The 21,537-nt window shown below is 55.6% G+C and carries 17 protein-coding genes; 1 reads left to right on the top strand and 16 read right to left on the bottom strand.

The features are described from left to right. On the top strand, positions 1–389 hold a 389-nt coding region (locus B5F19_RS13480; protein WP_140394236.1), incomplete at its 5' end, for an S-layer homology domain-containing protein. 535 nt (positions 390–924) lie between these two features. Here the strand turns inward: B5F19_RS13480 and B5F19_RS13475 are convergent. The 16 genes from B5F19_RS13475 to B5F19_RS13400 all read right to left on the bottom strand — a co-directional run bounded on the left by B5F19_RS13475 (position 925) and on the right by B5F19_RS13400 (position 21,141). Then, complete coding sequence (locus B5F19_RS13475; RefSeq protein ID WP_087291337.1) at positions 925–4,572, bottom strand: S-layer homology domain-containing protein; 3,648 nt, start codon at positions 4,570–4,572, stop codon at positions 925–927. An 11-nt stretch (positions 4,573–4,583) separates the two neighbouring features. Next, complete coding sequence (locus B5F19_RS13470; protein WP_087291335.1) at positions 4,584–7,433, bottom strand: serine/threonine-protein kinase; 2,850 nt, start codon at positions 7,431–7,433, stop codon at positions 4,584–4,586. A gap of 193 nt (positions 7,434–7,626) precedes the next feature. Then, positions 7,627–8,958 (bottom strand): FHA domain-containing protein, encoded by a 1,332-nt coding sequence (locus tag B5F19_RS13465; protein ID WP_087291333.1) that lies wholly within the window; start codon positions 8,956–8,958, stop codon positions 7,627–7,629. Beyond that, entirely contained in the window at positions 8,955–10,268 is a 1,314-nt protein-coding gene (locus tag B5F19_RS13460; RefSeq protein ID WP_087291331.1) for a WG repeat-containing protein, read from the bottom strand. Before B5F19_RS13460 ends, B5F19_RS13465 begins: the two co-directional genes overlap by 4 nt. A 12-nt stretch (positions 10,269–10,280) precedes the next feature. Then, entirely contained in the window at positions 10,281–10,817 is a 537-nt protein-coding gene (locus B5F19_RS13455; protein ID WP_162612585.1) for a prepilin peptidase, read from the bottom strand. Beyond that, the gene (locus B5F19_RS13450) at positions 10,814–11,572 is read right to left on the bottom strand and encodes a hypothetical protein (protein WP_087291327.1); all 759 of its coding nucleotides are present in this window, start codon (positions 11,570–11,572) and stop codon (positions 10,814–10,816) included. Before B5F19_RS13450 ends, B5F19_RS13455 begins: the two co-directional genes overlap by 4 nt. A gap of 3 nt (positions 11,573–11,575) precedes the next feature. Beyond that, a complete protein-coding gene (locus B5F19_RS13445; RefSeq protein WP_087291325.1) occupies positions 11,576–14,248 on the bottom strand; it encodes a DUF5702 domain-containing protein in 2,673 nt (890 codons plus the stop codon). Between the two features lie 18 nt (positions 14,249–14,266). Continuing rightward, positions 14,267–14,926 (bottom strand): TadE/TadG family type IV pilus assembly protein, encoded by a 660-nt coding sequence (locus B5F19_RS13440; protein WP_087291323.1) that lies wholly within the window; start codon positions 14,924–14,926, stop codon positions 14,267–14,269. Positions 14,927–14,974: 48 nt separating this feature from the next. Next, a complete protein-coding gene (locus tag B5F19_RS13435; RefSeq protein ID WP_087291321.1) occupies positions 14,975–15,205 on the bottom strand; it encodes an archaellin/type IV pilin N-terminal domain-containing protein in 231 nt (76 codons plus the stop codon). A 93-nt stretch (positions 15,206–15,298) separates the two neighbouring features. After that, positions 15,299–15,481, bottom strand: a complete 183-nt coding sequence (locus tag B5F19_RS13430) for a hypothetical protein (RefSeq protein WP_087291319.1) — start codon at positions 15,479–15,481, stop codon at positions 15,299–15,301. A 30-nt stretch (positions 15,482–15,511) separates the two neighbouring features. Then, the gene (locus B5F19_RS13425) at positions 15,512–16,573 is read right to left on the bottom strand and encodes a type II secretion system F family protein (protein WP_087291317.1); all 1,062 of its coding nucleotides are present in this window, start codon (positions 16,571–16,573) and stop codon (positions 15,512–15,514) included. A gap of 10 nt (positions 16,574–16,583) precedes the next feature. Continuing rightward, positions 16,584–17,411, bottom strand: a complete 828-nt coding sequence (locus B5F19_RS13420) for a type II secretion system F family protein (RefSeq protein WP_087291316.1) — start codon at positions 17,409–17,411, stop codon at positions 16,584–16,586. A gap of 11 nt (positions 17,412–17,422) precedes the next feature. Continuing rightward, positions 17,423–18,703 carry a CpaF family protein gene (locus tag B5F19_RS13415; protein WP_242972817.1) on the bottom strand — a complete coding sequence of 427 codons (1,281 nt, stop codon included), beginning with the start codon at positions 18,701–18,703 and terminating at the stop codon, positions 17,423–17,425. Between the two features lie 34 nt (positions 18,704–18,737). Beyond that, entirely contained in the window at positions 18,738–19,739 is a 1,002-nt protein-coding gene (locus B5F19_RS13410) for a hypothetical protein (RefSeq protein WP_087291313.1), read from the bottom strand. Between the two features lie 9 nt (positions 19,740–19,748). Continuing rightward, a complete protein-coding gene (locus B5F19_RS13405; protein WP_162612584.1) occupies positions 19,749–20,429 on the bottom strand; it encodes a PP2C family serine/threonine-protein phosphatase in 681 nt (226 codons plus the stop codon). An 88-nt stretch (positions 20,430–20,517) separates the two neighbouring features. Continuing rightward, entirely contained in the window at positions 20,518–21,141 is a 624-nt protein-coding gene (locus B5F19_RS13400) for a Crp/Fnr family transcriptional regulator (protein WP_087291310.1), read from the bottom strand. Between the last annotated feature and the right edge of the window lie 396 nt (positions 21,142–21,537).

Genomic DNA, 21,537 nt, shown 5'->3' with positions numbered 1-21,537 from the left:
AGGTGAGCGGCTCCGAGAGCTTTGCGGACGTGGCTTCCAACGATTGGTTCGCTGACGCGGTGACCTGGGCCTCCGCCAATGGGATTGTGAACGGTTACAGCGCTGCTCAGTTTGCGCCCGGCGATCCGGTGACTCGAGAGCAGCTGGCGCTGATCCTGTACGGCTATGCCCAGATAAGAGGCTATAACACCACCCAGGGCGGCATGTCCATCCGGGAGTTCAGCGATTACGGCGCTATCTCCGACTGGGCCCTGGAGGCGATGGACTGGGCGGTCAACGCCGGTCTGCTCTCCGGCAAGGGCAACGGTGTGCTGGACCCCGCCGGCACCGCTACCCGCGCGGAGGTCGCACAGATCCTCATGAACTTCTGTGAGAATATCGCGAAGTAATATTCGGCGGAAATTCCTCTTTCCGGAAACAAAGGCTGGCAGGCACGAAAGTGCCTGCCAGCCTTTTGTTTGTCAAAAAACTGATGCGCCCCCAACTCTGGTAAAGCGGAATGAGATATGGGGATAAAAATGAATCAGAGAAAGAAAGATGCGGGGAGAGCATAGTGATGACCGATATAGAAGGATTTGTGCTGGAGGAAGTACCATATTTTACAGCGGTGTGTCACAGTTATCAATCGCACACGGCTCCCACTGGCGCGAGGGGTCTCACAATTCCGGGAACAGATTGTCCAACAACGCAGTACAGAATTTCTCCTCCCAGCGGTACATGCTGGAATAAGTTCCTCCGTTTTCCGCCTCCGGTCCTCCCATTCCATTCATTACTTCTCCAATCCTTTATCGCGCATAATACACGCATGTCCACATATGCAGGCGCAAGGCGCTAAATATAACCGGACCCTCCGGCTGCAGGGATACAGCCGGAGGGTCCGGTTTCATGCAATCATGCGGTAAATTTCGCTATTATGCTGTCCTTTTAGCCCTCATCCGCTCTCTGGATCAACGTACAAAGCTGGGTCAGAATCGCCGCGACTTCCGCACGAGTAGCCGGTCCCTTGGGGTCCAGCACACCGCTGCCCTTTCCGTTCATCAGGCCCTCTGCATTGGCCCATGCCATGGCATCCAGAGCACACTGATCGATGGCATCCCGGTCCACAAACTGGGACAAGTCACTGTGGGCACTGGTATCCATCTGACGGTATTGGATGTACTGCATCAGGATCATCACAATCTGTTCCCGGGTAATCGGATCATCAGGGCCGAATTTCCCGTCGCCATAGCCAGAGACAATTCCCTGCTCCGCCGCCCAGGAGGCCGCCTGCGCATAGTATTGATTGATAGGCACGTCCGCAAAGTAGGTGTCACTGCTCTCCGGCCGTCCTTCCATCTGATACAGAATGGTCACGATCATTCCTCGAGTCGTAGCGGCATTCGGACTGAATGCGTTCACGGAGGTACCGGCCATCAGGCCCTCCTCATAGACAAATGCCACCGCATCCGCAAACCAGTCGCTTCTATGCACGTCTGTGAACGGAGTACGGCCATCCGGCGGCTCAATCGGGGTAAACGTACCCTGAATGTCCACTTTTCCAGAAGGCATCACAAAAGTGTAAGCTCCGTTTTTCTCCGTCAACTCAACCGCGTTGCCCTGATTGTCCGTAACCTTCAGAGACTCCAGCTGATATCCCTGTTCCGGCTGTACTGTAATCGTCACCGTGTCCCCCTTGGAGGCATTCTTCGGTGTCACCGTGATCGTACCAAAATTGGGCTGGGATACTGTGACAGGATAGGTGGTGTCGGAGGAGTTATTTCCGCTGCTTCCGCTGCCGCTGGAAACCGTAGAGCTGTAATTCTGCGCGGTACGCTTCAGCTGGCTGTCCAAATTCTCAGAACCGCCGGTTCGGAACTCCGCCGCCAGGGTGTGGGTGCCCCGGCCGGCATTGCGGAAGGTCTGAGCCTGAATGGTGATCTTGGTACTGCCCTCTTCCGAGATGTAGTCCTCGCCTTCCACCAGCTTTTCGCCGTCCAGCCAGAAATCAACAAACTGTCCGTATTCACCGTTGGACCGGAACACCTGGTCGGTATAGGAGTCCATCGTATCCGGGACACGGTCCAGCAGTTCATACCCGGTATCCGTGGCGTTTTCCACGTTCTCATTGGTGTTGTCCAGGATGGTCAGGGTAAACTCTTTGCTGTCCGACAGGGTCTCGTCCCCTCTGTAAACGGCTGTTACTGTGAAGGTAAACTCGCCGTATTCCGTGGGAACGCCGTAGACCTCGCCGTTGGGCTTTACGATCACGCCTTCCGGCAGCTCGCCGCCGGTCAGCTCAAAGGTGACCGCGTCGCTCTCATACATGTTGTTGGTCTGGATCAGGCTGGAGTACGGGACGTACTGAACGCCGTCCACTACCGTCTCCGTGGTGATTTTGGGGGCGCCAGCTACGCCGGTGAGGCTGATGCGCACCTCTTCTACCGGCTCTGTGCCGCCGCCGGTATAGCCGATGACCAAGGTACCGCTGACCGTACCGGCCAGGACGTTCCCGTTTTCATCAGTGGCGGGCACCAGACGGATCTTTGCCACATTGGCCAGTTCGCCGTAGGAATTTTTCTGTTCCGTGGTGGTGAAGGCGCTGAGAGTGGTGGTCTCGCCGATGGTCCAATACGGGTCCAGGGCCACGTTCTGGGCGTTTTCAAGGCGGACGTACAACCCGGTGATGTCCCGGTCGCCGATATTGGCAAAAAACACATCGTGGTGGTTATTGTATTCGTCCGTCAGGAATACCTCACGCTGAGGGATCTCTTCTCCGTCCACCACGACATAGCGGCTCTCGTCGTTGGTTGCGTTGACAAACAGCTTGGGGCCGCTCTGCTGGGTCAGGAAGGTGACCCAGTAGTTTTTCAGATCTGTACCATTTTCCGCGGCGGCAGAATAGGGGATCGCCTCGCCGGAGATAAAATCAACCGGGGTCTCGCCGCTGATCTGCTTGACTCCGCTGCTTCCATTGTGCCCGGCGAACATCTCCACCTGGTTCCCGGTATAGAAAACCGGGGTGACAGTGTCGCTGCTCACGGCGTAGACGTCTCTGCTCTCGTTGTTACGATTCAGCAGAAGCACCGTTTGGTAGCCGTTATAGTAGTAGCTGTCCGCATCGTACGGCATCACATAGGCCAGGGTGCTGGTCCCCTCGTCAGAGCTCTCCGCGGTTTCCATGCGGAAATAGGTATCCGCGGAATCCGGAGTGGGAGCAGGGGGGAGTTCTTCCTCCCCCTGGTTTTCCACGGTCCTAAGGCCGACCCAGTAGATTTCCCCGTTAATGTCTACGATGGTAAAGGTGATCCCGCCGCTGAAATCGGCTCCGTAGCCGCCGGTTGTATATGCATCCGAGAAAAGCTGTGCCTTAATATTAGCTGCATCTTCCGGAATCGCATCCGCGGTGGCATAATATCCGACTACCGCCTTGTCCACATAAGCGATCCCATTGTTCTGCACCGTTGGGTCTGCCGGATTGTACATGGTAAGCTCATAGTAATAGATCCCGTCCGCCGGGTATTCGGGGTCCAGGGTGATCGTGTAATATGGATAGTTATGCTCTTGATAATCGTAATCAGTGGTATCTGTGACAGATCTTCTTGAAGATCCGCTTTCTTGGTCAGCGTACAGATCACTACTGTAAGATATGCTCAACCCATCTTCATAAAAATACAGGATAAGCGGCAGGACAAAAGCCAGCTTCTCGCCTCTGGAAAGGACCAGCGTAACCTGGGGCATTCCTTCATAATGCGACTGATAGCTATAATCTTCCAGATAACCTGTACCCATGAGCTGGCTGGTGATGTCCACAGCATCTGCGGGAATTTCCTCCAGCGACTCATAATACCCCTCATAGGCCGTGGCAGTCAGTCCCGAAAACTCTGTGGACAGCGCCAGGGTCAGGCTGGCCTGTTCTCCAGAGGTCCAATCGTTTTTATCCACGCCGATTTGATAGATGTTCCCGTAACGGTTGTTCTCACTTAAATAAGTGTCATATACGTCAATGGGAACCCCTTCGGCGTCGGCAGCGGTAGCGGTCAGCAGATCGTCATAGCTGCTGAGCTCAACATCCACGATATAACGGGTGTTGTTCAGGTTCAGCTGGTCCGCTGTGCCAACGATCAGCTCCAGATAGACGTGCCGGCTATACTGGGAATAACTGGACAGATCCAGGGTGAGGGAATCATCTACCATGTAAAAGTCGTCATTCTCAGAGACGTAGTCCCCGTCCTCGTCATAGTAGCCCCACTTGGCCCAGACCGCCACATCCCCAGGATTGGCCGTGGGCTCGTAACTGCCCTCCATGTTCTCCAGCACAGTGGAGATCTCCACCGACTTCAGTTCCTCGGGCAGATAGCCAGTCATGTCAAGGTTATACCGCTCCACTTCCAACGGCATCATGGACATCGGGGCGATCTGCGGCTGCTGAGGTTCCGCTTTCACATAGTCGTCCCCAATCCGCACGCCAATCTCGGAAATCTCCGGGACATCCTTGTCCGGTGGCGGCTCCGCCGCCAGCGCCGCTGTCGGCAGCATGGAGACCAGCATCAGCCCCGCCAGGAGCCCTGCCAGTCTCGGTTTCCAGGTTTTCATATCGATACCTCCTAAACAGATTCTCCAAGGGCCATCAGCTCCTGGAGGGAATAAATGCGGCTCAGCCGCAGATTTCCCGATGGGTAGTCGAATACCAGCTTCCCATCCACAATATCGCACAGGTCAGGAAGCCGTGCCAGGGTCTCGCAGTCCTCGTTGAGCAGCAGTCCATAGCGCTCTCCCTGGGCGGAAATATATTCTGTGATCACATAGTCTCCCACCTGAGTTACATAGGTCAGATAGGCGTCCTTCTCCAGCTCTCGGATCAATTCTCCTGTCTCACGGTCATATGCGGCGGGTGTCTCGTGAAGAGGGGCGGTAATGCGCAGGGAATCGGTTATAAATTCCTCGTAGAGGGACAAGTCTGGAAGCGCTCCCTGGGTTTCGGAGCGCAGCGAACCATCTTCAGCGGAGTAGGTGCGCACCAGTCCGTCGTTGTAGATCACTTCCAGATAACTCTCCGAGCCTTCCCGGCGGTACTGCTGGTCGTAAACCTGGTCCGCCTGGGGGATCTCCACCTCCGCCAACAGCTCCCCATCCATGCTGAAAAGCCTGAACCCGTCGTAACGGAACAGCATGACGGTGCTCCCGTCGGCGCTGACGCGGGCTTCATTGTGAGCGTAAGAAGGATCATAGGAGAACAGCTCCGCCTCCGGGTGAGACTCCAGCTTCAGGATTCGCAGCTCCGGGGTATCCCGGCTGCCCACCACCGCGTAATTTCCAGCTATTTGCAGGAAATCGCAGGAATAGTCCGTCTGGGTCTCCTCCACCTGCACGGCTCCACGGTCGAAAAAAGAATAGGCGCGTCCCTCGGTGGAGAGAAGCGTATAATTGCCGCTGTGGCAGAAATGAGAGATGTTCTCATTGACAAAGGCCAATTCGGTCTGCTCCCCCGTCTCCGGATCTACCTGAACCAAGGTATCCAGAAGCCCCAGATAGATGCCGGTTTCATCCACCTGCGCCAGAAAAGGGTCCTGGGCGGCAAAGGCGCCGGTCTGGTACATTTCCGCAATGTTGATGATCGCAAACAGAGAATCTCCCTCACCATAAGCGGAAAAGGCAAAATAATCGCCAAAGAATCCTCCTCCAAACCGGGTGTACGCCGACGGGTCCAGGATTTCCAGCGTTCCATCCGGATTATCCAAATCAAAGACGGAGAGCGTCCCATCCGAAAAACTCACGGCCAGCATGGTCCCGTCCTGATTCAACGCCAGCAAGCTGTCCTCCGGGTCCGCCAAGCGGTCATTTACCGTGACCGGCTGGTTTTTTCCCTGGAAAGAAACGGTCTGGACCACGCTGCCGGTGTTCACGTCGTAGACGGCCGCCTCTCCGGCGTCCTTGTATACTGCCGCCACACGGGTCCCATCTCCGGAAGCCACCAAATTTGTGGCGGGAGAACCGGACCAGAGCTCTCTGCCAGCTGCGGCGTCATAGGCACAGATTCCATTTTCTCCGGCATAGACAAGGCGGTCCTCATCCAGAAACACCACGTCCGCCAGCGCCGATGGCTCTAACGCCAAATCGGCCAACTGTTCTCCGGTCTCTGTATCCAGTATGGCCACACGATAAGCGTATACCGCTGCCGTCCGGGTCCCCTGGGGAGAGAGGACCACCTTCAGCAGCTCCGAGGGCAGCGATACCAAACGATGGACCTTAAAGCCATCGGATAAATCGTAAACTCCCAGACCGTCGGTGAGGGCCGCTTGGGCCTGAGGGGTGTTGGGCGGATCGAACCACCCCTGTTCCAACGTCAGAGCTTCCATGGCGGTGCTCACAGCTTCAGGCCGGTCTCCCTCAGCCAACGCGTTTTGCGCATACTCTGCCAGTACATAGGCATTTTGAAGCCGCTCCTGCCGTTTCAGCCCGGTAAACGCGGTGAAGCCGCCGGCTAGAAACACCAGCGCCAAAGCAGCAGCCGCAGCAGCTTTCCGCCGCCGGCGGCGTTTGACGCGCGGGTCCTGCTCCCACAGATGTTCGAAGTCATAGAGCATGTCCGCCGCCGATTGATATCGCTGCCCCGGGTTTGGCGCCATTGCCTTTTGAATGATGGCCGCCACCCCGGGACTGATCCCACTCCCGGAAATGGGAACCACCTCTCTTGCGTCCTGAGCGGGCCGCGTTCCGGTCAACAGGTGATAAAGCGTGGCGCCCAGGCTGTAAATATCCGAACGCACATCCAGCAGCACACCCCGCTGTCCGGAGCTTCCTGTATTGAGCGGGGAGGGCGAGGACCGGCTGCTTAAAACCGTCTTTCCCGGATCATCGGTGCATTGCGTCTCGACATTCTCATTCACCCCTTGGGTTGCATTCCCCGCCGCGTAGTCCACCCCGTAATGTTCCGGAGAGGCATATCCACGGCTGAATCCGACCCGCACAGCCCCTTCCTCACCGAGGGCCAGCGCGATGTTAAAGTCAATGAGCCGGATATCGTTCTCCGGGGTGAGCATAACATTGGCCGGCTTGATGTCCCCGTGGAGGATTCCATGGGGCGGCCGGCTGTGAAGATAGCACAGGGCCTCCAGCAGCTGGCAGGCCCATTCCACCACCTGGGCTTGGGCAAATCGCTCCCCACGTCTCAGGGGTTTGTCCAGACTCTCCCCCTCCACATAGTCCATTACCGTATAAACCACGCCGTCTTCTTCTACAAAATCATAAACCTGCGGGATATATGTATGGGACAGATTTTTCATGGCGTCTACTTCCCGGCGCAGCACCTCTGGCCTGGCCGCCAGCGTACGCCGGTCCGCCTTTAAAACCACCCATTTCCCGAGGCGCAGATGCCGGCCCAGATAGACGATTCCGCCGCCGCCGGAGCCGATCTCCTGAACAATTTCATAGGTTGATGCAATGATTTGAGCCATAATATTCCTCCGCGGCGCGGGTCAATGCCGCTTCTTCCCAAATTCCTCAGTCAGCCGGCGTTCCAGCCTCCGGCCTGTGACGCGAAATACTACAAACACGATCACAGCGCCTGCCGCCGCGGCGGCCATTATGCCCAGACCAAGGTACAACATCCATTCCCCGTCCATCCATTCCATGGCCATCGTTCCTTTCTCACTCTTCCCAGATATAATCAGCGCCGCCGGTTCCAAAGGAGACCCGGCTGCCCCGGGTCAGGGGAACTGGAACATTCGGGGTCAGGCGCTCTCCATTCAAAAACGTACCGGCCTTGGAATCCAGATCCACCAGGGTATAGCATCCATCCTGCTCCCGCTCTATGGCGGCGTGGTGTCTGCTGACCGCTTTTGTCTGTTTGTCAAACTCATAATCGGACTGCTGGTGCCCAACAGAGACGTCAAAGCGGCCGATGGTGAATGCCTGCCCCGGCTGCAGCCCCACCGGAATCTCTCGGGGCAGAGCCGGATCTCCCACCAGGCGCAAATAAGTCCGACCATCCTCCTCCAGCTGAGTCGCCTCCCACTCCTCCGTGGACTGGGCCCAGACCGCGGCCGGTTCCGGAGGATAGGGCCGACGGCTCTGGGGAGGCTCCGAGGGCGCGGCCGCGGCACCCAGCACCATTTCTTTCTCTATCTTTTCTTTCCTGCCGCCAAACAGGCCGCCCTTTTTCCCCGCCGCCGCTTTAGGCGCCGCTTTCTCTTTTTTCCCTCCGAACAAAGAAAATCCCTTTCCCTTTTTCTCCTTCCCGGTCTGTTTTTCTCCAAAATTAATGACGATGTCATCTGTGCCGGGCTGGGGGCGGGGAGCCCCGGCAGGCTCCGGCGGACGGACCGGCGCGGGCTGTTCGGAAACGGTGCGGACAGGTGCGGAGGGTGCTTCGCGCACAACGGATGGGGCCGGCACGCTGCGGGGGGACGGCGCCGTTATCTGGGCCGCCGCCCCTCTGCGCGGGATCGGGCGGCTGGATCGAAGCATTTCCAGAAATGAGCGGGGCTGGAAGTCCTGCATAATCGCCCGCAGGACCTTATTTTCCAAATCCGGATCGGTGACGGAATTCTGCCGCGAAAGCTCCGCCGCCATTTTCCGAAGAGAATCCGCCTCTGCACAATCGGTATGCGCCGGGACATAGAGATAGCTGATCGTCCCTTCCGCTTTCTCCCAATAGAGATAGCGGGCGTCCAGCACAAAGGAGAGCGGCTTCAAAAACCAGTCTGAGCACTCAAGAATGGGGGTCAGTACCTGCTGCCAGAACGTAATATACTCCTCCGGCTCACGGCTTCCATAGCGGTATTGCAGTTTGCTGCGGCCGCCCAGCTGATAGGTACACTCCGCCTGCCCATCGATGCTCCGGTAGCGGAATGGTACGAGGAATCCCGGCGGTTCCGCCTGGATCGTGTACAGCGCCTTCTGGTCCAGATCCTCCTCTGGAAACCGTATGACCAGCTGGGCGCCGGAGAGATCGTTTCGGTTCTCAATTTCATATCTCATAGACCGGTTCCTCCTTCGTACTCCAGAAGCGTGATGAATTTCCACCCATCCGCCGTCCGAACCGCCGCGCTGCCTTGAGAGAAACTGCGCGCCTCCAGAAAAATAGGCTCAATGACCAGTTCGCCTCTCAGACTGATATAGCCCCAATTCCGCCCTTGTTTGACCGCCGCCAAATGCTGGCCAAAGGACAGGGCGTCCTCGAACTGATAGTCAAGCATGACTGTACCCTGCGTGTCGATAAATCCCCACTTGCCGTTTTTCTTTACCGCGGCCCAGCCATCGGCAAAGGGCCTGGCGTCTTCATAAGGCTCACCCACCGGTTCTCCGTCCACAAGAAGGAGAACCTGCCCATCCTGCCGCACAAAAACGGCATCCTGGGCCCAGCAACGGCCCAGTTCGTCCTGAACAATGCCATCGTACTCCGGCGGAATGACCCACTCCTGCCCATCAGCGCCCAAAACGCCCCATTTCCCGTCCAGCTTGGCCGCCGCGCAGCCGTCAGAGTACATTCCCAGTTCTTCCAGAAGCAGGCCGCCGGTGCCGAAGGTCCCATTCGCCACCACCCAGCCCTCCGATGTCTTTAGGCCCAGCCGGTTCTCATTGAAATTGCTGAAGCTGTCTGCCTCTCCGTGGAACAGAGCCACGCGGTTGTTGCTGCTGTCTACACCGCTGATGACCGCGCCCTTGCGCACGATAGCCTGACCATTGCTGTAAGTACTGATCTGGTCGTACTCGCAGGGGATGACCAGAGAACCACTGGCGGAAGCCAGTCCCCAGTATCCGTCCAATTCAACGGGAATCGCCCCGTTGCACGCCGCCGTCACATCCTGATAGGTATAACTGCTCACTTTATACTGATAGCGGACATCCTCATACAGCTCTGTAAGCTCCTCGCTGCCTGTCTTGGCGATTCCATCCCGCAAAACGGCGAACGCCTCTGATTCCTTGGACGCCTCCAGATAGTACTCCGCCGCTTCGGCAAAGACCGCAGGGTCCGCATCCTTCCGCCCCATCTGTTTTGACAGCAGATTGGTGTACTTGGTGGAATAGCCGCTTTGGCCGATCAGGTGGAGATAGACGTTTTTCAGCGCCTCCTCCGCCTCTATGGTGTGTTTCGCGTCATAACCGGCCGCTTCCTCCAGCAGAGGAAGCGCGCGGATGTAGATCTCATCCTGAATATAGGCGTCCGCCTGGGCCAAAAGCTCCGCCTGTTTCTGTGCATCGGACCGTGCGGTTATGACTGTCAGCCATGAGAGCAGAAGCAGCAGCCCGCAGCCCACGGCAAGTAAAATACGGTTGATTCGTTTCACCAAGACTCCCTCCTATCGGATCAACAAGGTCAGCAGCATCCCAATATACAAAAACGGGACCAGGGGGATCGCATCCTTTGGAGTAATTTTTTTCCCCAGAATCAGCAGCAAGCCTGCCACAGCCGCCAAGACGGAACCGTACAGCATGGCGGGCAGCACTCCGTCCAGGCCCAGATACAGCCCGGAAACCGCCATCAGCTTTACATCGCCACCCCCCAGCCCTTTGCGGCTGATGAGGTAAACCGTCAAGAACACCGCTCCGCCCAGCAGCAGGCCCAGGCCCCCGTTCAGAGCCCAGTCAATAGCCTGCTGCGTGCGGAAAAACAGCTGGGGCGTCAGAAGCAGAACCCAGGCCCCCAGCATAGCTGCGACCAGCCGGTTGGGAACCCGCTTTTCCCGAATGTCCCCCAGAGCGGCCAGATACCCAAAAACCACCAGAGCACATCGGAATAACAGCACGCTCCCGTCCAGATGCCCCCACTTCAGGAGGATCAGCGCTATAAGCAGGACCGGCAGTCCCAGATATGGAAGCCATTTTTTATTTCTCATGGCGTGTATCCCTCTCCTTTGCCGCCGAGCCATGCCTTGGTCCGCACTTCCTGCGTCACATGCAGCTTGGGCTCGCCAAAGGGCAGCATCAGCGCTCCAAAGCTGTAATCAATGTCGTACTGGACCACAATCTTCACGTCCCGATCACTTGTCAGCAGGGTGCTGTCATCACCCTCCATCTCATCCGGGTCCAGAAGTCCAACCCCTCCGAACTCCAGCCCTTCCAGACCGCCGATAATATGGGCGGCCTGGAGATACTCCTCCCCCGACATAGAGCCATTGGACAGGTAATGTCCCACCAGCGGCCTTACCAGATCCCCGAACACGGCATTTCCGCTTTCCCGAAGCGCATAGTTGAGAAGCGCTTGGATGGAGGATTCCGGGTCTGCCGCCGCATCGGAAGCCCAGCCGCCGGTCTGGTCCGCCAGCGCCTCGCCGCTGGAGCCAATTTCAGCAATATCCAGACTCTCGAACCCATCGAACAGCTGAGACAGGTTTTGCTTAAATTCATCCGACTCCTGCTCCACCCGCTCCGCCTGGGCGGCGTTGTTTGCCACCGCGTCAGCCACGCCGATCACGTCCAGGGTATAGCTGTACATGGAGATGGTCTGGGCCGCCTGGGTCAGGGCATAGTGGATGCGGGCCTGTACGGCGACGATATTGATCAGACTGAGGATGGAGAGCACCAGCAGAACGAACAGGAGGAAGCTGCCGATGGTCTCCACCACGATATACCCTCTCTCATCCTTTCCCATGGCTCAGTACCCCCTGTAATCCGTGGCTGTCAGAGATAAGTACCCCGGCGGGACCACGCCGTTTACGCCTCTTTGCGCAAAGGGCATGGACAAAAACAGCATTCGTAAATCCACTGTGGTCGTGAGGCTGAAGCCGGTGACTGCATTGGACAGGTCGAACAGCTCCGCCGAGGCCATGGCCTCTTCCCGTTCGGACCGGCTGCCCAGATCCCCGAAGTTGTTTCGCTTATTGGTGACATTCAGCTCGATCAGCTTGGCGGTGCGCTGTGCCAAGGTGTCTCCGTCCACCAGCAGGAGAAACAGCCGCAGGTAATCTTTATAGCGCAAGCTGGGAGTCGCGTCGTCGTCCCCGTTCGTATCGCTGTTGAAGGAGGAATCCGATATTTCAGAGACTTCTCCGGTGACGTCATTTATCATTCCGGACAGGCTGAACTGCCAGGTACCTCCTGAATCAGCCTCTCCGATTTTGCCGTCCGTCTTATAAAGAGCCACTGCGTCTCCATCCTTTAAACGGCTGACGTCAATGACCGACTCCCCCAGCGCCATGGCAAGACGCACAAGCTCTCCAGCCACTACCGCGAAGGGCCCCGCCCAGGAGAGAGAGGTCTTGACCATATTCACCGTGGCGTTCACTTCGTCGATGTTGAACGAGGCGATGTAGTTGAATACGAAGCGCACCAGGAAAATCATACTGGTAACGGCCTTCAGATTGTTGCGGGCATTGGTGAGGTCGCCGTTATACAGGTACTCCAACTCCGACTGAAAGTAGTAGTTGACATCCACACTCAGGGGAATGCCGTTCATGTTCTCCTCCAGGGGCTCGTCCTCCGTCTCGCCGCTGTTGGTGGCGTAACAGGAGAACATCTCCGTGTCATAGGTCAGCAGAAGCAGCTTGTCCGCCGCGTCTCCAGCCAAATTGCTCAGCCGGCTGAACAAGTTGCTGTTCAAGGCGTCTTGCGCTTGTTCTGTGGCTCCATCCTCCGATCCCCAATCGCCGGCGCTTCCGAAGTCCGTGCCCTGGTATCCGGCGCTTTCCGCTCCGTTGTTATACTTGGTGGCCCCAAGAGGATCAAACTCCAGGAAGGTGGTAAACTTACTTTGGATGCTTCCCAGTATGTTTTCCAGACCGCTTTCCAGATTGTCCTTTTTGCCGCTGTCGCCGCCTGTGCGGTAGAACTGCTCCAGTACAGCGTAAAATGTTTCGTTTTGGGTGGCCTGGAACCGGCTGTCCTGAAAGGTCCGGAATTCATTTTCGCTGTTCAGAACCAGGCGATAGCCGGACACAGTGGCCGCATAACTCAGTTTGTCCGGAATCCGCGCTTCTCCGGTCAGCGTGCGATTCAGGACCTCAAGGTCAATTTCATAGCCCTGTCCGTCCAGAATTTTCAAGCTCTCCAAGGACATATCGACAGAGGTTCCAGAGGCGCTGGTCCCGCCGTAGGTCAAATTCTCCAGCATGCTGATTACCTGTCGGATCTGAGGCTCGTTATAGCTCTGAACCGCCTTCCCCATCGCGTCCACATCGTATTGCAGAAGCTCGCGATAGTGTTCCAAAATTGTCTTCCCCTCTTTGTCCTTTTCGACCATGATGCCATTTTTTAGATCTGCCGAGCACTTTCCTGAATTCAGTCTTTCTTCCAGGTTGTCCACCAGCGTCTCCAGCTCTTCCTTTTGAGACTGGGCTCTTTCACACAGATTCGCCAATTCCTCCAGGCTGTCGTTCTTCCAAACGGTTTCATTCATGATAAAATCTTCCAGCAGCTCGCTGCTGTTACGAATCGTTCGGATCAAGCCGTTCTCATAATAACTGCTGGTCCAGCCGCCGTCCTTCCAGCTTCCGCTACTGTCGCTGCCCGAGACCCAGCCCTGATAGACTGTCCCTCCATCGATGAGATGTCTGATGTTCTCTTTGTGCCCATCGAATTTCTTTTTATAATCGTTGGCCAGATTCTCGTTTTCCGCGTCAAAGGCCGCGGTATAGCCTTCTCTGGCGTCAATCATCCCCTGTAATTCCTGACGAATCTGATCCAGGTACGAATTGACCGAGGCAATCGCGCTCTCCTCCTGTCCCTTCGCCTCATTGACCTTTTGGATACAGTCGTAGATGGAGCGGTAGATCTTTTCCACCTGCTCCACCTTCTGATCCACCTCCAGTTTGTCCTGAATCACCTTTGCGTCCTCCTGAACCGACTGGAACACATCCAGTCGACCCAGAATCTCCTGAACGATGATAACCGGAGCCCGGAATTTGGCGTACTCCTCGATCTGGCGGCGGAGCACCTGGGGATTGTCCAGATTCATTCCATCCGCGGGAACCACATCGCCGGACTGCAGGTCGGAGCCATAAAAGAGCTGGAAGGTGCCCAGACCGGTATCCTTGGGGCTTTTGCCCAGCACGGCCGCCTGGATATAGCTGTCGGCCATGCGGGCAAATTCCGGGTCGTCCTTCATAACGCCGTACAAGCCGTACAGGTCTTGGAGCAAGGCGTCATAGCTGGCCAGGACGGAGTTGGCCGCCAGCTGGTTCCCGTCCTGAAGCACGCTGCGGGCAGTATAGATCCGGGCGATGTCCACCCCCGTCCCGCTGACCAGAACCGCCGGGATCAGCAGCAGGGTAACAAACACCGTCACCGCACCTGTGCAGTTGTGAAGCAGTTTTTGAAAGAACCGTTTCATGTCTCCCCACTCCTATCCCTATATCCCTAAAAAGCCCGCGAACCGGTCGCCCAGTTGGGACAGGCTGCTGAATATATCGCTGAAGCCGTACTTTTCTCCCAGATACTCCGTAAAGTCCTTTGCCAGGTCCATATTCCGCACAAACTCGTCCCCATTCTGGACCACCGCAGTGGAAGTAACGGTAATGGGAATCTCTGTGGGAAAGTTGACAAAGGACAGGTCTACCGGCATGGGGATGGTCCGGGTAGCGGTCACTACGATTTCCTTATAGACAATATAATTCACGACGCCGTACGTCACCGTCAGTTCCCCCGCCGGCTGTAAGACGCCCTTTTTTTCCATGTTGATTGTGGTCTGAATGGCGTTGTCCTCGTCGTCCCGGTTGTTGCCGGTCAGGCTGCCCAGGACAGAGCCATAGACGTTTCCCAATTCATCCTTGTCGTGAATCCAGTAATACGCCAGAGCGTCCGGATCGTGGCGCAGCCAGGTGTCGCTGCGCTCCGTGGCGATGGCGGTAGCGGCGTACTGGGTCGCCCGCTGGAGAGCCGCCCGGGTGGGCAGGTACATGGCCAGCAGCACCAGTCCCGCAAAGATCATAATAATGATGGGGAAGAGAATGGTCGCCTCGACCACCGCGTCCCCCCGGGTGTCCCGCCAGAGGCGATTCAGATGTTTCAAGACGACCACTCCTTTCCTAATATCTGTCGATGTTATGCTGGTTAAAAATCACTTAAGTGTCGGTTTTTCAAAAGTCTGCCCAGTAATTACGGTCCATTGCTCCTGAAGCCAACCGCCAAGAGCAGTCCATAATGCAGCGATTGCCAGAACCGCAATCAGGATCAGCAGCACGGCCACCACCACGCCGGACAGGCCCCGCTCGTCGTCTTTCAGGTCCTGCACCAACGAGGCAGCCCGCGTATAAGCTGCGATGGACAGATGGTTTAATTTACTCCACATATTCGTTTTCTCCTTTCGATCTATTCAGTCGATTTATGTACCACGCCCAGGCGGACGCCCGCGGCGGAAGTACCGCGATAGGATGTTTCCCCCTCATCCAAGCTGCTGCGGCAGCAGGGCGGACATGGCGTCACCAAAGAGCCAGTTCAGGAATTCGCCGGCCTTCTCATAGCACAGCAGGCACAGCAGCACCGCCAGCAGCAGGACGGCCAGGGGCCAGAACACGGGGATGCGCCCCGCCTCGTCGTGCCGCAGGCCTGATTTTCGTTCCCCCATAGCCGCTATACCTCCTGTTTCCTTGGATGTTCAGAACGCAGAAAGATTTATAGCCACCGGCACCATGATCATCACCAGAATGGCAATAAACAGCATCATGGTGGGAATCATCAGCTTGGAGTTGGCCTTCTCCGAGTCCCGCTTGGCGGTGTGCCTGCGCTCCTGCCAGGCCTCGTGGGCCATGCTCTTGAGAAGCACGCCGATCTCCGCGTTGCCTTTGGACAGATTCTGAATAATGGCGGACGCCAGTTTTGTGGTCTCCTTGGTATTGCACCGGTTGATAAAGTTGGTATACGCGGTGGCCGGGTCCACCAGGTTGCTCAGCTCGTCGGCGGTCTTCCGCATCTCCTGATAGAGCACCATGTCCTGGCTCTCGGCGGTCTCCCGCCAAGCCCGGTCCATAATCATCCCGGAGGTCACCAGCAGGGCCAGCTTGGACACCACGTTGGGAAACTGCCGGCTGATGGCGGCCCGACGCTTATTCAGCCGGTCGCTGACTTCGTCGTACATGGCGTACACCAGCCCCAGAACCAGCAGGGAACCCACGCCCAGCACCGCCAGCCCTCCCGTCCGGTTCCCGGAGGCCAGCAGCAGGGAGCCCAGGGCCCACACCACCGGCAGGGCCAGCAGGGGATAGGACAGCATTCGGGCCAGCAGCTGCTTGGTCTGGTTGACCGCGTACTTTTTTCCATACAGCTCGGAATATTTCTCCAAAACAGCTTTGTGGATAGAACCCCGGCCAATCGACTCAAACTTGCGCTGGATCACATAGCCGGGCATCTCAAAAAGGCTGACGCTCCGCAGATCCCCCTGCTGAAGCGCCTGCTCCTGCCGGTGCAGCTTTTGGATCTCTTTCTTGGAATTCCCGCCCAGAAACAGTTTCATAACCTTGGCAGAGACGCCGTGGTACTGCGCCAGCTTCCGGGCGTGGTCCGCGTCCTTCCGGCGCAGGCGCTCCGCCTCGTTGCGGCTGTTCAAAACCTTATTATAGGCGGCGACAATCCAGTCATCCTGGCTTACCTGACCCAGAAGCAGAAACCAAATGACAACGAGCGCCGTGGACAAAGCCAAAACAGGGATTAAAATGACCATAGCGCCCTCCTTAAATCTCCACGTTGCTGAACTTTCGGGCCATTATGAAACTGATGATAAAGACGATCAGCCCCCCCGTGGCCACCACCCGTCCCAGCGGTTCGGTATAGATGGCGTCCATAAACCCGGCGCCGGCATATCCGATGACCGCAAGAATCACCAGGGGCATGAACAGCATGATGTTCACTTCCGACTTTGCCGCCGTCATCAGTGTATCGATCTCCATCTCAATCTCCATCTTGTCAGCGATAATCTGCTGAGTTTCTCGGACGATTTCATCCGCCCGGCTGGATTTCCCCTCGATAGTGGCGTAAATGGAAGCAAAGCTGGCCACATCCTCCAGGCCGCTTCGCCGGGCAAAGTCGGCAAAGGACTCAGAAAGGGGAATGGCGTTATAGAATTTCTTGATGATCACATCCAGTTCCACCAGAATGTCGCTGTTCCCCGGATAGATAAGGGTCAGATCCTCCCGGGCGCTCTCCAGAGCCTTCAGCACCGGGTTGCCCGCCCGCATGGCCACAGACATGGCCTCCAGCAGATCATAGAACTGGACGCGCAGCTTTTTCAGCCGCTTCTGGATAGCTGCCTGCTCCGCGACAAATATGTACACGGTTCCGGTAATCGCGCCGCCCAGGACCGCCAGAGGGATGACCTTATAAAAGATAAAGAGGACCACAAATCCGGCCGCAAACCCGATAAAAAATGAGGCGATATGGTCAAACAGCGTGGAGGGACTGACTGTATAGTCCGGCACGGCGGCCGACCACTGGGGTGTCTCCCGCCTGGGAGTTTGAGCTCCTGCCCGTTCCGAAGCGGGCGCAAACCTGTTCTTCTGCATTTTGTCTCCCCCTATATCGTACGGTAAATCCCGGCGTTTTCCAGTTTCTGAACATTCTGCATGGGATGTTCAGTGCGCACCAGTTTGCCTGCCACTTTCTCCTTGGTGCTCTGCGGTGATTCGCGAAATTCATAGAGCGGATTGATCCGGAAGGTCCTTGTGGCGGTGTCATAACCCAGGATCTCCACAATCTGCATGGTCTTCCGGCTCTTGTCCCGGAGACGGGAGAGGTGAATGATAATATCCACCGCGGAGGCAATCTGCTGCCGGATCGCCTCCAGGGGCAGCCCCGCCGCCCCCTGAAGCACCATGGTTTCCAACCGGCTGAGCATGTCGTACGTAGAATTGGCGTGGCCGGTGGACAAAGAACCGTCGTGGCCGGTATTCATCGCCTGAAGCATGTCCAGGGCCTCGGCGCCGCGGACCTCGCCCACCACGATCCGGTCCGGGCGCATACGCAGGGCGGATTTGATCAGGTCCTTGATGGTAATGGCGCCGCTGCCGTCCGGACCGGCGTTGCGGGTCTCCAACCGGACCAAGTTGTCAATATTTTTGATCTGAAGCTCTGCGGAATCCTCAATGGTAATGATACGTTCATCCCGGGGGATAAAGTTGGACAGGGCGTTGAGAAAGGTCGTCTTACCGCTGCCCGTTCCCCCGCTGACAAAGATGTTGTAACGAGCCCGGACCAGGAGTTCCAGCACCTCAGCCACTTCCGGCGTGATGGAACCATAAGAAATCAGTTTTTGCACCGTCATCGCTTCTCTTGGAAAGCGGCGGATGGTGACAATCGGTCCATTCAGCGCCACAGGCGGCATAACAACATTCACACGGGAGCCGTCTTCCAAGTGGGTATCCACAATGGGTTCGCTTTCATTGACCACGCGGCCAGACTGAGAGACAAACTTCGTAATGATTGTCTCCAGCTCCTGCCGGCTTTCAAAGTGGTTCTCCAGCTTTTGCAGCCGGCCGCTGCGCTCCACAAAAATATCCCGGTAGCCGTTAATCATTACCTCGGTAATCTCCGGGTCTGCGATAATTTGCCCTAATACGCCCAGTCCGCGGATCGATTCATATACCGCGTTAGCAATGAAACGCTTTTCCCGGAAGTTCAACGAGGACAGTTCCCGGTATACATCGGGCTGATTGGTACGAGCCCAGTCAATTTTATCCTCTAAATTTTTCTGGATGAGGAATCGCAGCTGCTCGTCGCTCATGGTTGTCAGATCCGGGTTTTGATGGATCTCTGCTTTGAGCTGTGCAATCAACTCGTTTTTACTTGTTTCCGTCATGGCTGCTCATCTCCTGAAAGGAGGCCGGCCAGGGTCATTCCTTAAAAAAACCGGCAGACAAAGTTTGATAGACTGTCACGGGATCGCTCGATTTCACAAGCGGCAAAAGGACTGCATGCTCCCCTTCTTCGGAATGAATCCGAAATCCTTTATTCGCCACTTGGATCGTTTTCTCCCGAACCTTTTCATAGATGCTGTGCTGTGTGCGAAACTGTTCCAGCTTCTGCTGGCTGGCACGGGAGGAGTCCGTAACCAGCAAAATCCTGTCCGCCAGCTCTAAAAGCATCTGAATTTTATCGTCGAAGGTACTGCTCAAATCGATGACCAGTTCGTCAATCCCCTGCACGCTGGCATTTACCAGCAATCTGACGTCCTCTTGTGTAAGAATGCTGATGTCGTCATAATTTTCCGGCTGGGAAAAATAAAAAATTCCAGATACGGCGTCCTTCTGCCGGATACTTTGCAGGAGCAGTTCCACATTCTCATCCAACTTTTCGAATACGGAACTTATGCTTTTCCCGTTCTGAGAAAAATACACCGGGCCGCTGGAAAACGCCTCCAAATCCAGATACAGACTTTTTTTCCCTTCCCCAGCCCTCTGCGCCGCATAGGCCAGCGCCGCAGTCGTCTTGCCGCATCCGCCCGACGGGGACCAGACGACTGTGATACGGCCCCGCTCCAACTCCGCGTCTCCGCTCTTTTCCGCAACCGCCGCGTATTGTTCCAACAGCTGGCTTACCATCGAGGAAATCCGCTGATATTTGCGGATTTGCCGTACATGTTCCGATACCGCGCATCCGGCGCTTCCATTCCAGAGCAAAAGCGGCATGCGGACTTGGGAAAGCTGTACATGTTCTGCCAGTTCCGGTTCCAGCAGCGCCGCATCGAAAACACGGCGGCTGAGCTGCTCAGCCAGCCGGGGAGCCGAGGAACAAACGCTGACTTCAAACGTGTCCGAATAGCGTTCCGTTAACACCTGGGACAACTGTTCCCGATAATCGTCGTCATCTGACGCGATAAGAAGCTGGATTTTCATGCTAACACCTCAATTTTCGCATTTGACCAGCGCCAAAGAGATATTATCTTTTTCTCCCTGGGCGATCACATATTGGCTCAAGCGCTCCAGCGTTTTTCGAAACTGTCTGTGTCCAGCCCGTTTCAGTTCCCGCTGAAGAAGCCCTGCGTCCATTCGTTTGTAAAGTCCATCCGAACATAACAGAAAGAGACACCTGCCCAGTGAACCCTCCTGATAGAGTATCTGAGTCTCCGGCCAGCGGCCCAGGCAGGATGTCAGTTTTCCGGCCGCCGACACATGGTCCTGCGTCAACGTGGTCACTTTTCCATCCTGATAACAGTAAATCCGGCTGTCTCCCGCATGGACGACGCTGTATTTTTCCGGACCAATCAGGAGCGCGGATAACGTAGTTGCAGTTTGGAGCCGCCGGTTCTGCGCCTCCTCATAAATCGCTCGATTGACTTTCAGTACCTGTTCCCGCAGACAGGGCCCGCAGACACAGTCATCTTCTATTTGGCTAAACCAATGATTCAGCAGCGTAACTGCTGTTACCGCTGCAAATTGTCCATCCTGCATACTGCCCACGCCGTCACAGACAACCGCAATACAAAAATTTCTCCCCTGAATCATTCGCGTCTTTAGAAGCAGGCTGTCCATGTTCACCGCTCGCTGATTTTGGAGGCTAATCCCGTCATAGCTATATGTCCACACAGGAATTTCTCCCCCCATATCCATTAAAAATTGACTTGGCTACGATGGCTGCCGAACCGGACTGGAAGATCGGGCACAGAAAATCAAATTAAAAATAGATTGATTTCACCCGATCCAATGCTCTTATCCCAAAGCCTTCCATTTCCCGAAGCCTTCTGCGCAGCCGGCTAAGTGTAGCCGGCGTCATTCCCAAAAAAGATGCAATGTATTTATTCCCAACCAAATCAATCAGATTGGGGTAATTTTCCAAAAACCATAAATATCTCTGCATAGCGGAACAGCTGAGCAAATTAATTTTCTCCTGCCAATGGCGATCCAGCCCGATCAGCAAAAGCTTGTTGTAGAGCTGCAGCACCTCTTGGCTCTCCTCCATTAAAGAGAGAATCAGGGATGCGGGCAGTACAAGAAGTTTACAGTCGGACATGGTCTCAATATTGATTCGGGATGGGCCGGTCAGACCATTGATTCCAACCGCCACATCCCCATATTTATAGACGAAACAGTCCGTGATATCTTGTCCATCCGCTTTAATCACATAACCGCGTACAACGCCTTCTATCATGAAGAATAACAGAGATTGGATCTCTCCCTCTTCCACCAGGAGTCTCCCTTTTTTTACCATCTTAATTTTTGACTCATCTGCTAAACGAGTAATAATATGCTCTTCAGATAAACAGAGACCCTTTTCAAAAAACATCCTAGCAGAAAACATATTGAGCCATCCTTGCTTTTTTCTTTATCATACCAATTTATGCAAAACCAAGCATTATTCTAAATCAATTATTTTGTTATTTTTTATCAATTTTTCAAATTTCTTGCCTCAAGCCTTTGTTTTTGCACGAATATTGTTTCCATTGTTTCTTTTCATCAAAACAGCGGTTTTGCAGCGGTGAATTCAAATCCCTGTATTTCGAAGCTGATCCCTTTCGTTAGTTGTATCTCAGCTTCCATTTAACATCCCGCTGCCGCTGAGCCGCTCCGGTTTTGTGTCCCTTTTGGGGATGGATTCCTACTAAATTTCAATCACAGTTTTAACGCAGAATTACATACTGAGCAGATGTGTTTTCTCGCAAAAAAATTCACCGGTCTCAAAACAGAGACCGGTGAA

It is taken from the genome of Pseudoflavonifractor sp. An184 (assembly GCF_002160305.1).
Lineage (GTDB): Bacteria > Bacillota > Clostridia > Oscillospirales > Oscillospiraceae > Lawsonibacter > Lawsonibacter pullicola.
This window is presented reverse-complemented; position numbering and strand designations above follow the sequence as displayed.

What these genes read in the sequence shown, in the direction of transcription:
- B5F19_RS13445 (WP_087291325.1), bottom strand. Translation starts at nt 14,248, where the DNA reads ATGAAACGGTTCTTTCAAAAACTGCTTCACAACTGCACAGGTGCGGTG.
- B5F19_RS13415 (WP_242972817.1), bottom strand. Translation starts at nt 18,703, where the DNA reads ATGACGGAAACAAGTAAAAACGAGTTGATTGCACAGCTCAAAGCAGAG.
- B5F19_RS13400 (WP_087291310.1), bottom strand. Translation starts at nt 21,141, where the DNA reads ATGTTTTCTGCTAGGATGTTTTTTGAAAAGGGTCTCTGTTTATCTGAA.
- B5F19_RS13475 (WP_087291337.1), bottom strand. Translation starts at nt 4,572, where the DNA reads ATGAAAACCTGGAAACCGAGACTGGCAGGGCTCCTGGCGGGGCTGATG.
- B5F19_RS13455 (WP_162612585.1), bottom strand. Translation starts at nt 10,817, where the DNA reads ATGAGAAATAAAAAATGGCTTCCATATCTGGGACTGCCGGTCCTGCTT.
- B5F19_RS13470 (WP_087291335.1), bottom strand. Translation starts at nt 7,433, where the DNA reads ATGGCTCAAATCATTGCATCAACCTATGAAATTGTTCAGGAGATCGGC.
- B5F19_RS13425 (WP_087291317.1), bottom strand. Translation starts at nt 16,573, where the DNA reads ATGGTCATTTTAATCCCTGTTTTGGCTTTGTCCACGGCGCTCGTTGTC.
- B5F19_RS13430 (WP_087291319.1), bottom strand. Translation starts at nt 15,481, where the DNA reads ATGGGGGAACGAAAATCAGGCCTGCGGCACGACGAGGCGGGGCGCATC.
- B5F19_RS13435 (WP_087291321.1), bottom strand. Translation starts at nt 15,205, where the DNA reads ATGTGGAGTAAATTAAACCATCTGTCCATCGCAGCTTATACGCGGGCT.
- B5F19_RS13410 (WP_087291313.1), bottom strand. Translation starts at nt 19,739, where the DNA reads ATGAAAATCCAGCTTCTTATCGCGTCAGATGACGACGATTATCGGGAA.
- B5F19_RS13420 (WP_087291316.1), bottom strand. Translation starts at nt 17,411, where the DNA reads ATGCAGAAGAACAGGTTTGCGCCCGCTTCGGAACGGGCAGGAGCTCAA.
- B5F19_RS13450 (WP_087291327.1), bottom strand. Translation starts at nt 11,572, where the DNA reads ATGGGAAAGGATGAGAGAGGGTATATCGTGGTGGAGACCATCGGCAGC.
- B5F19_RS13465 (WP_087291333.1), bottom strand. Translation starts at nt 8,958, where the DNA reads ATGAGATATGAAATTGAGAACCGAAACGATCTCTCCGGCGCCCAGCTG.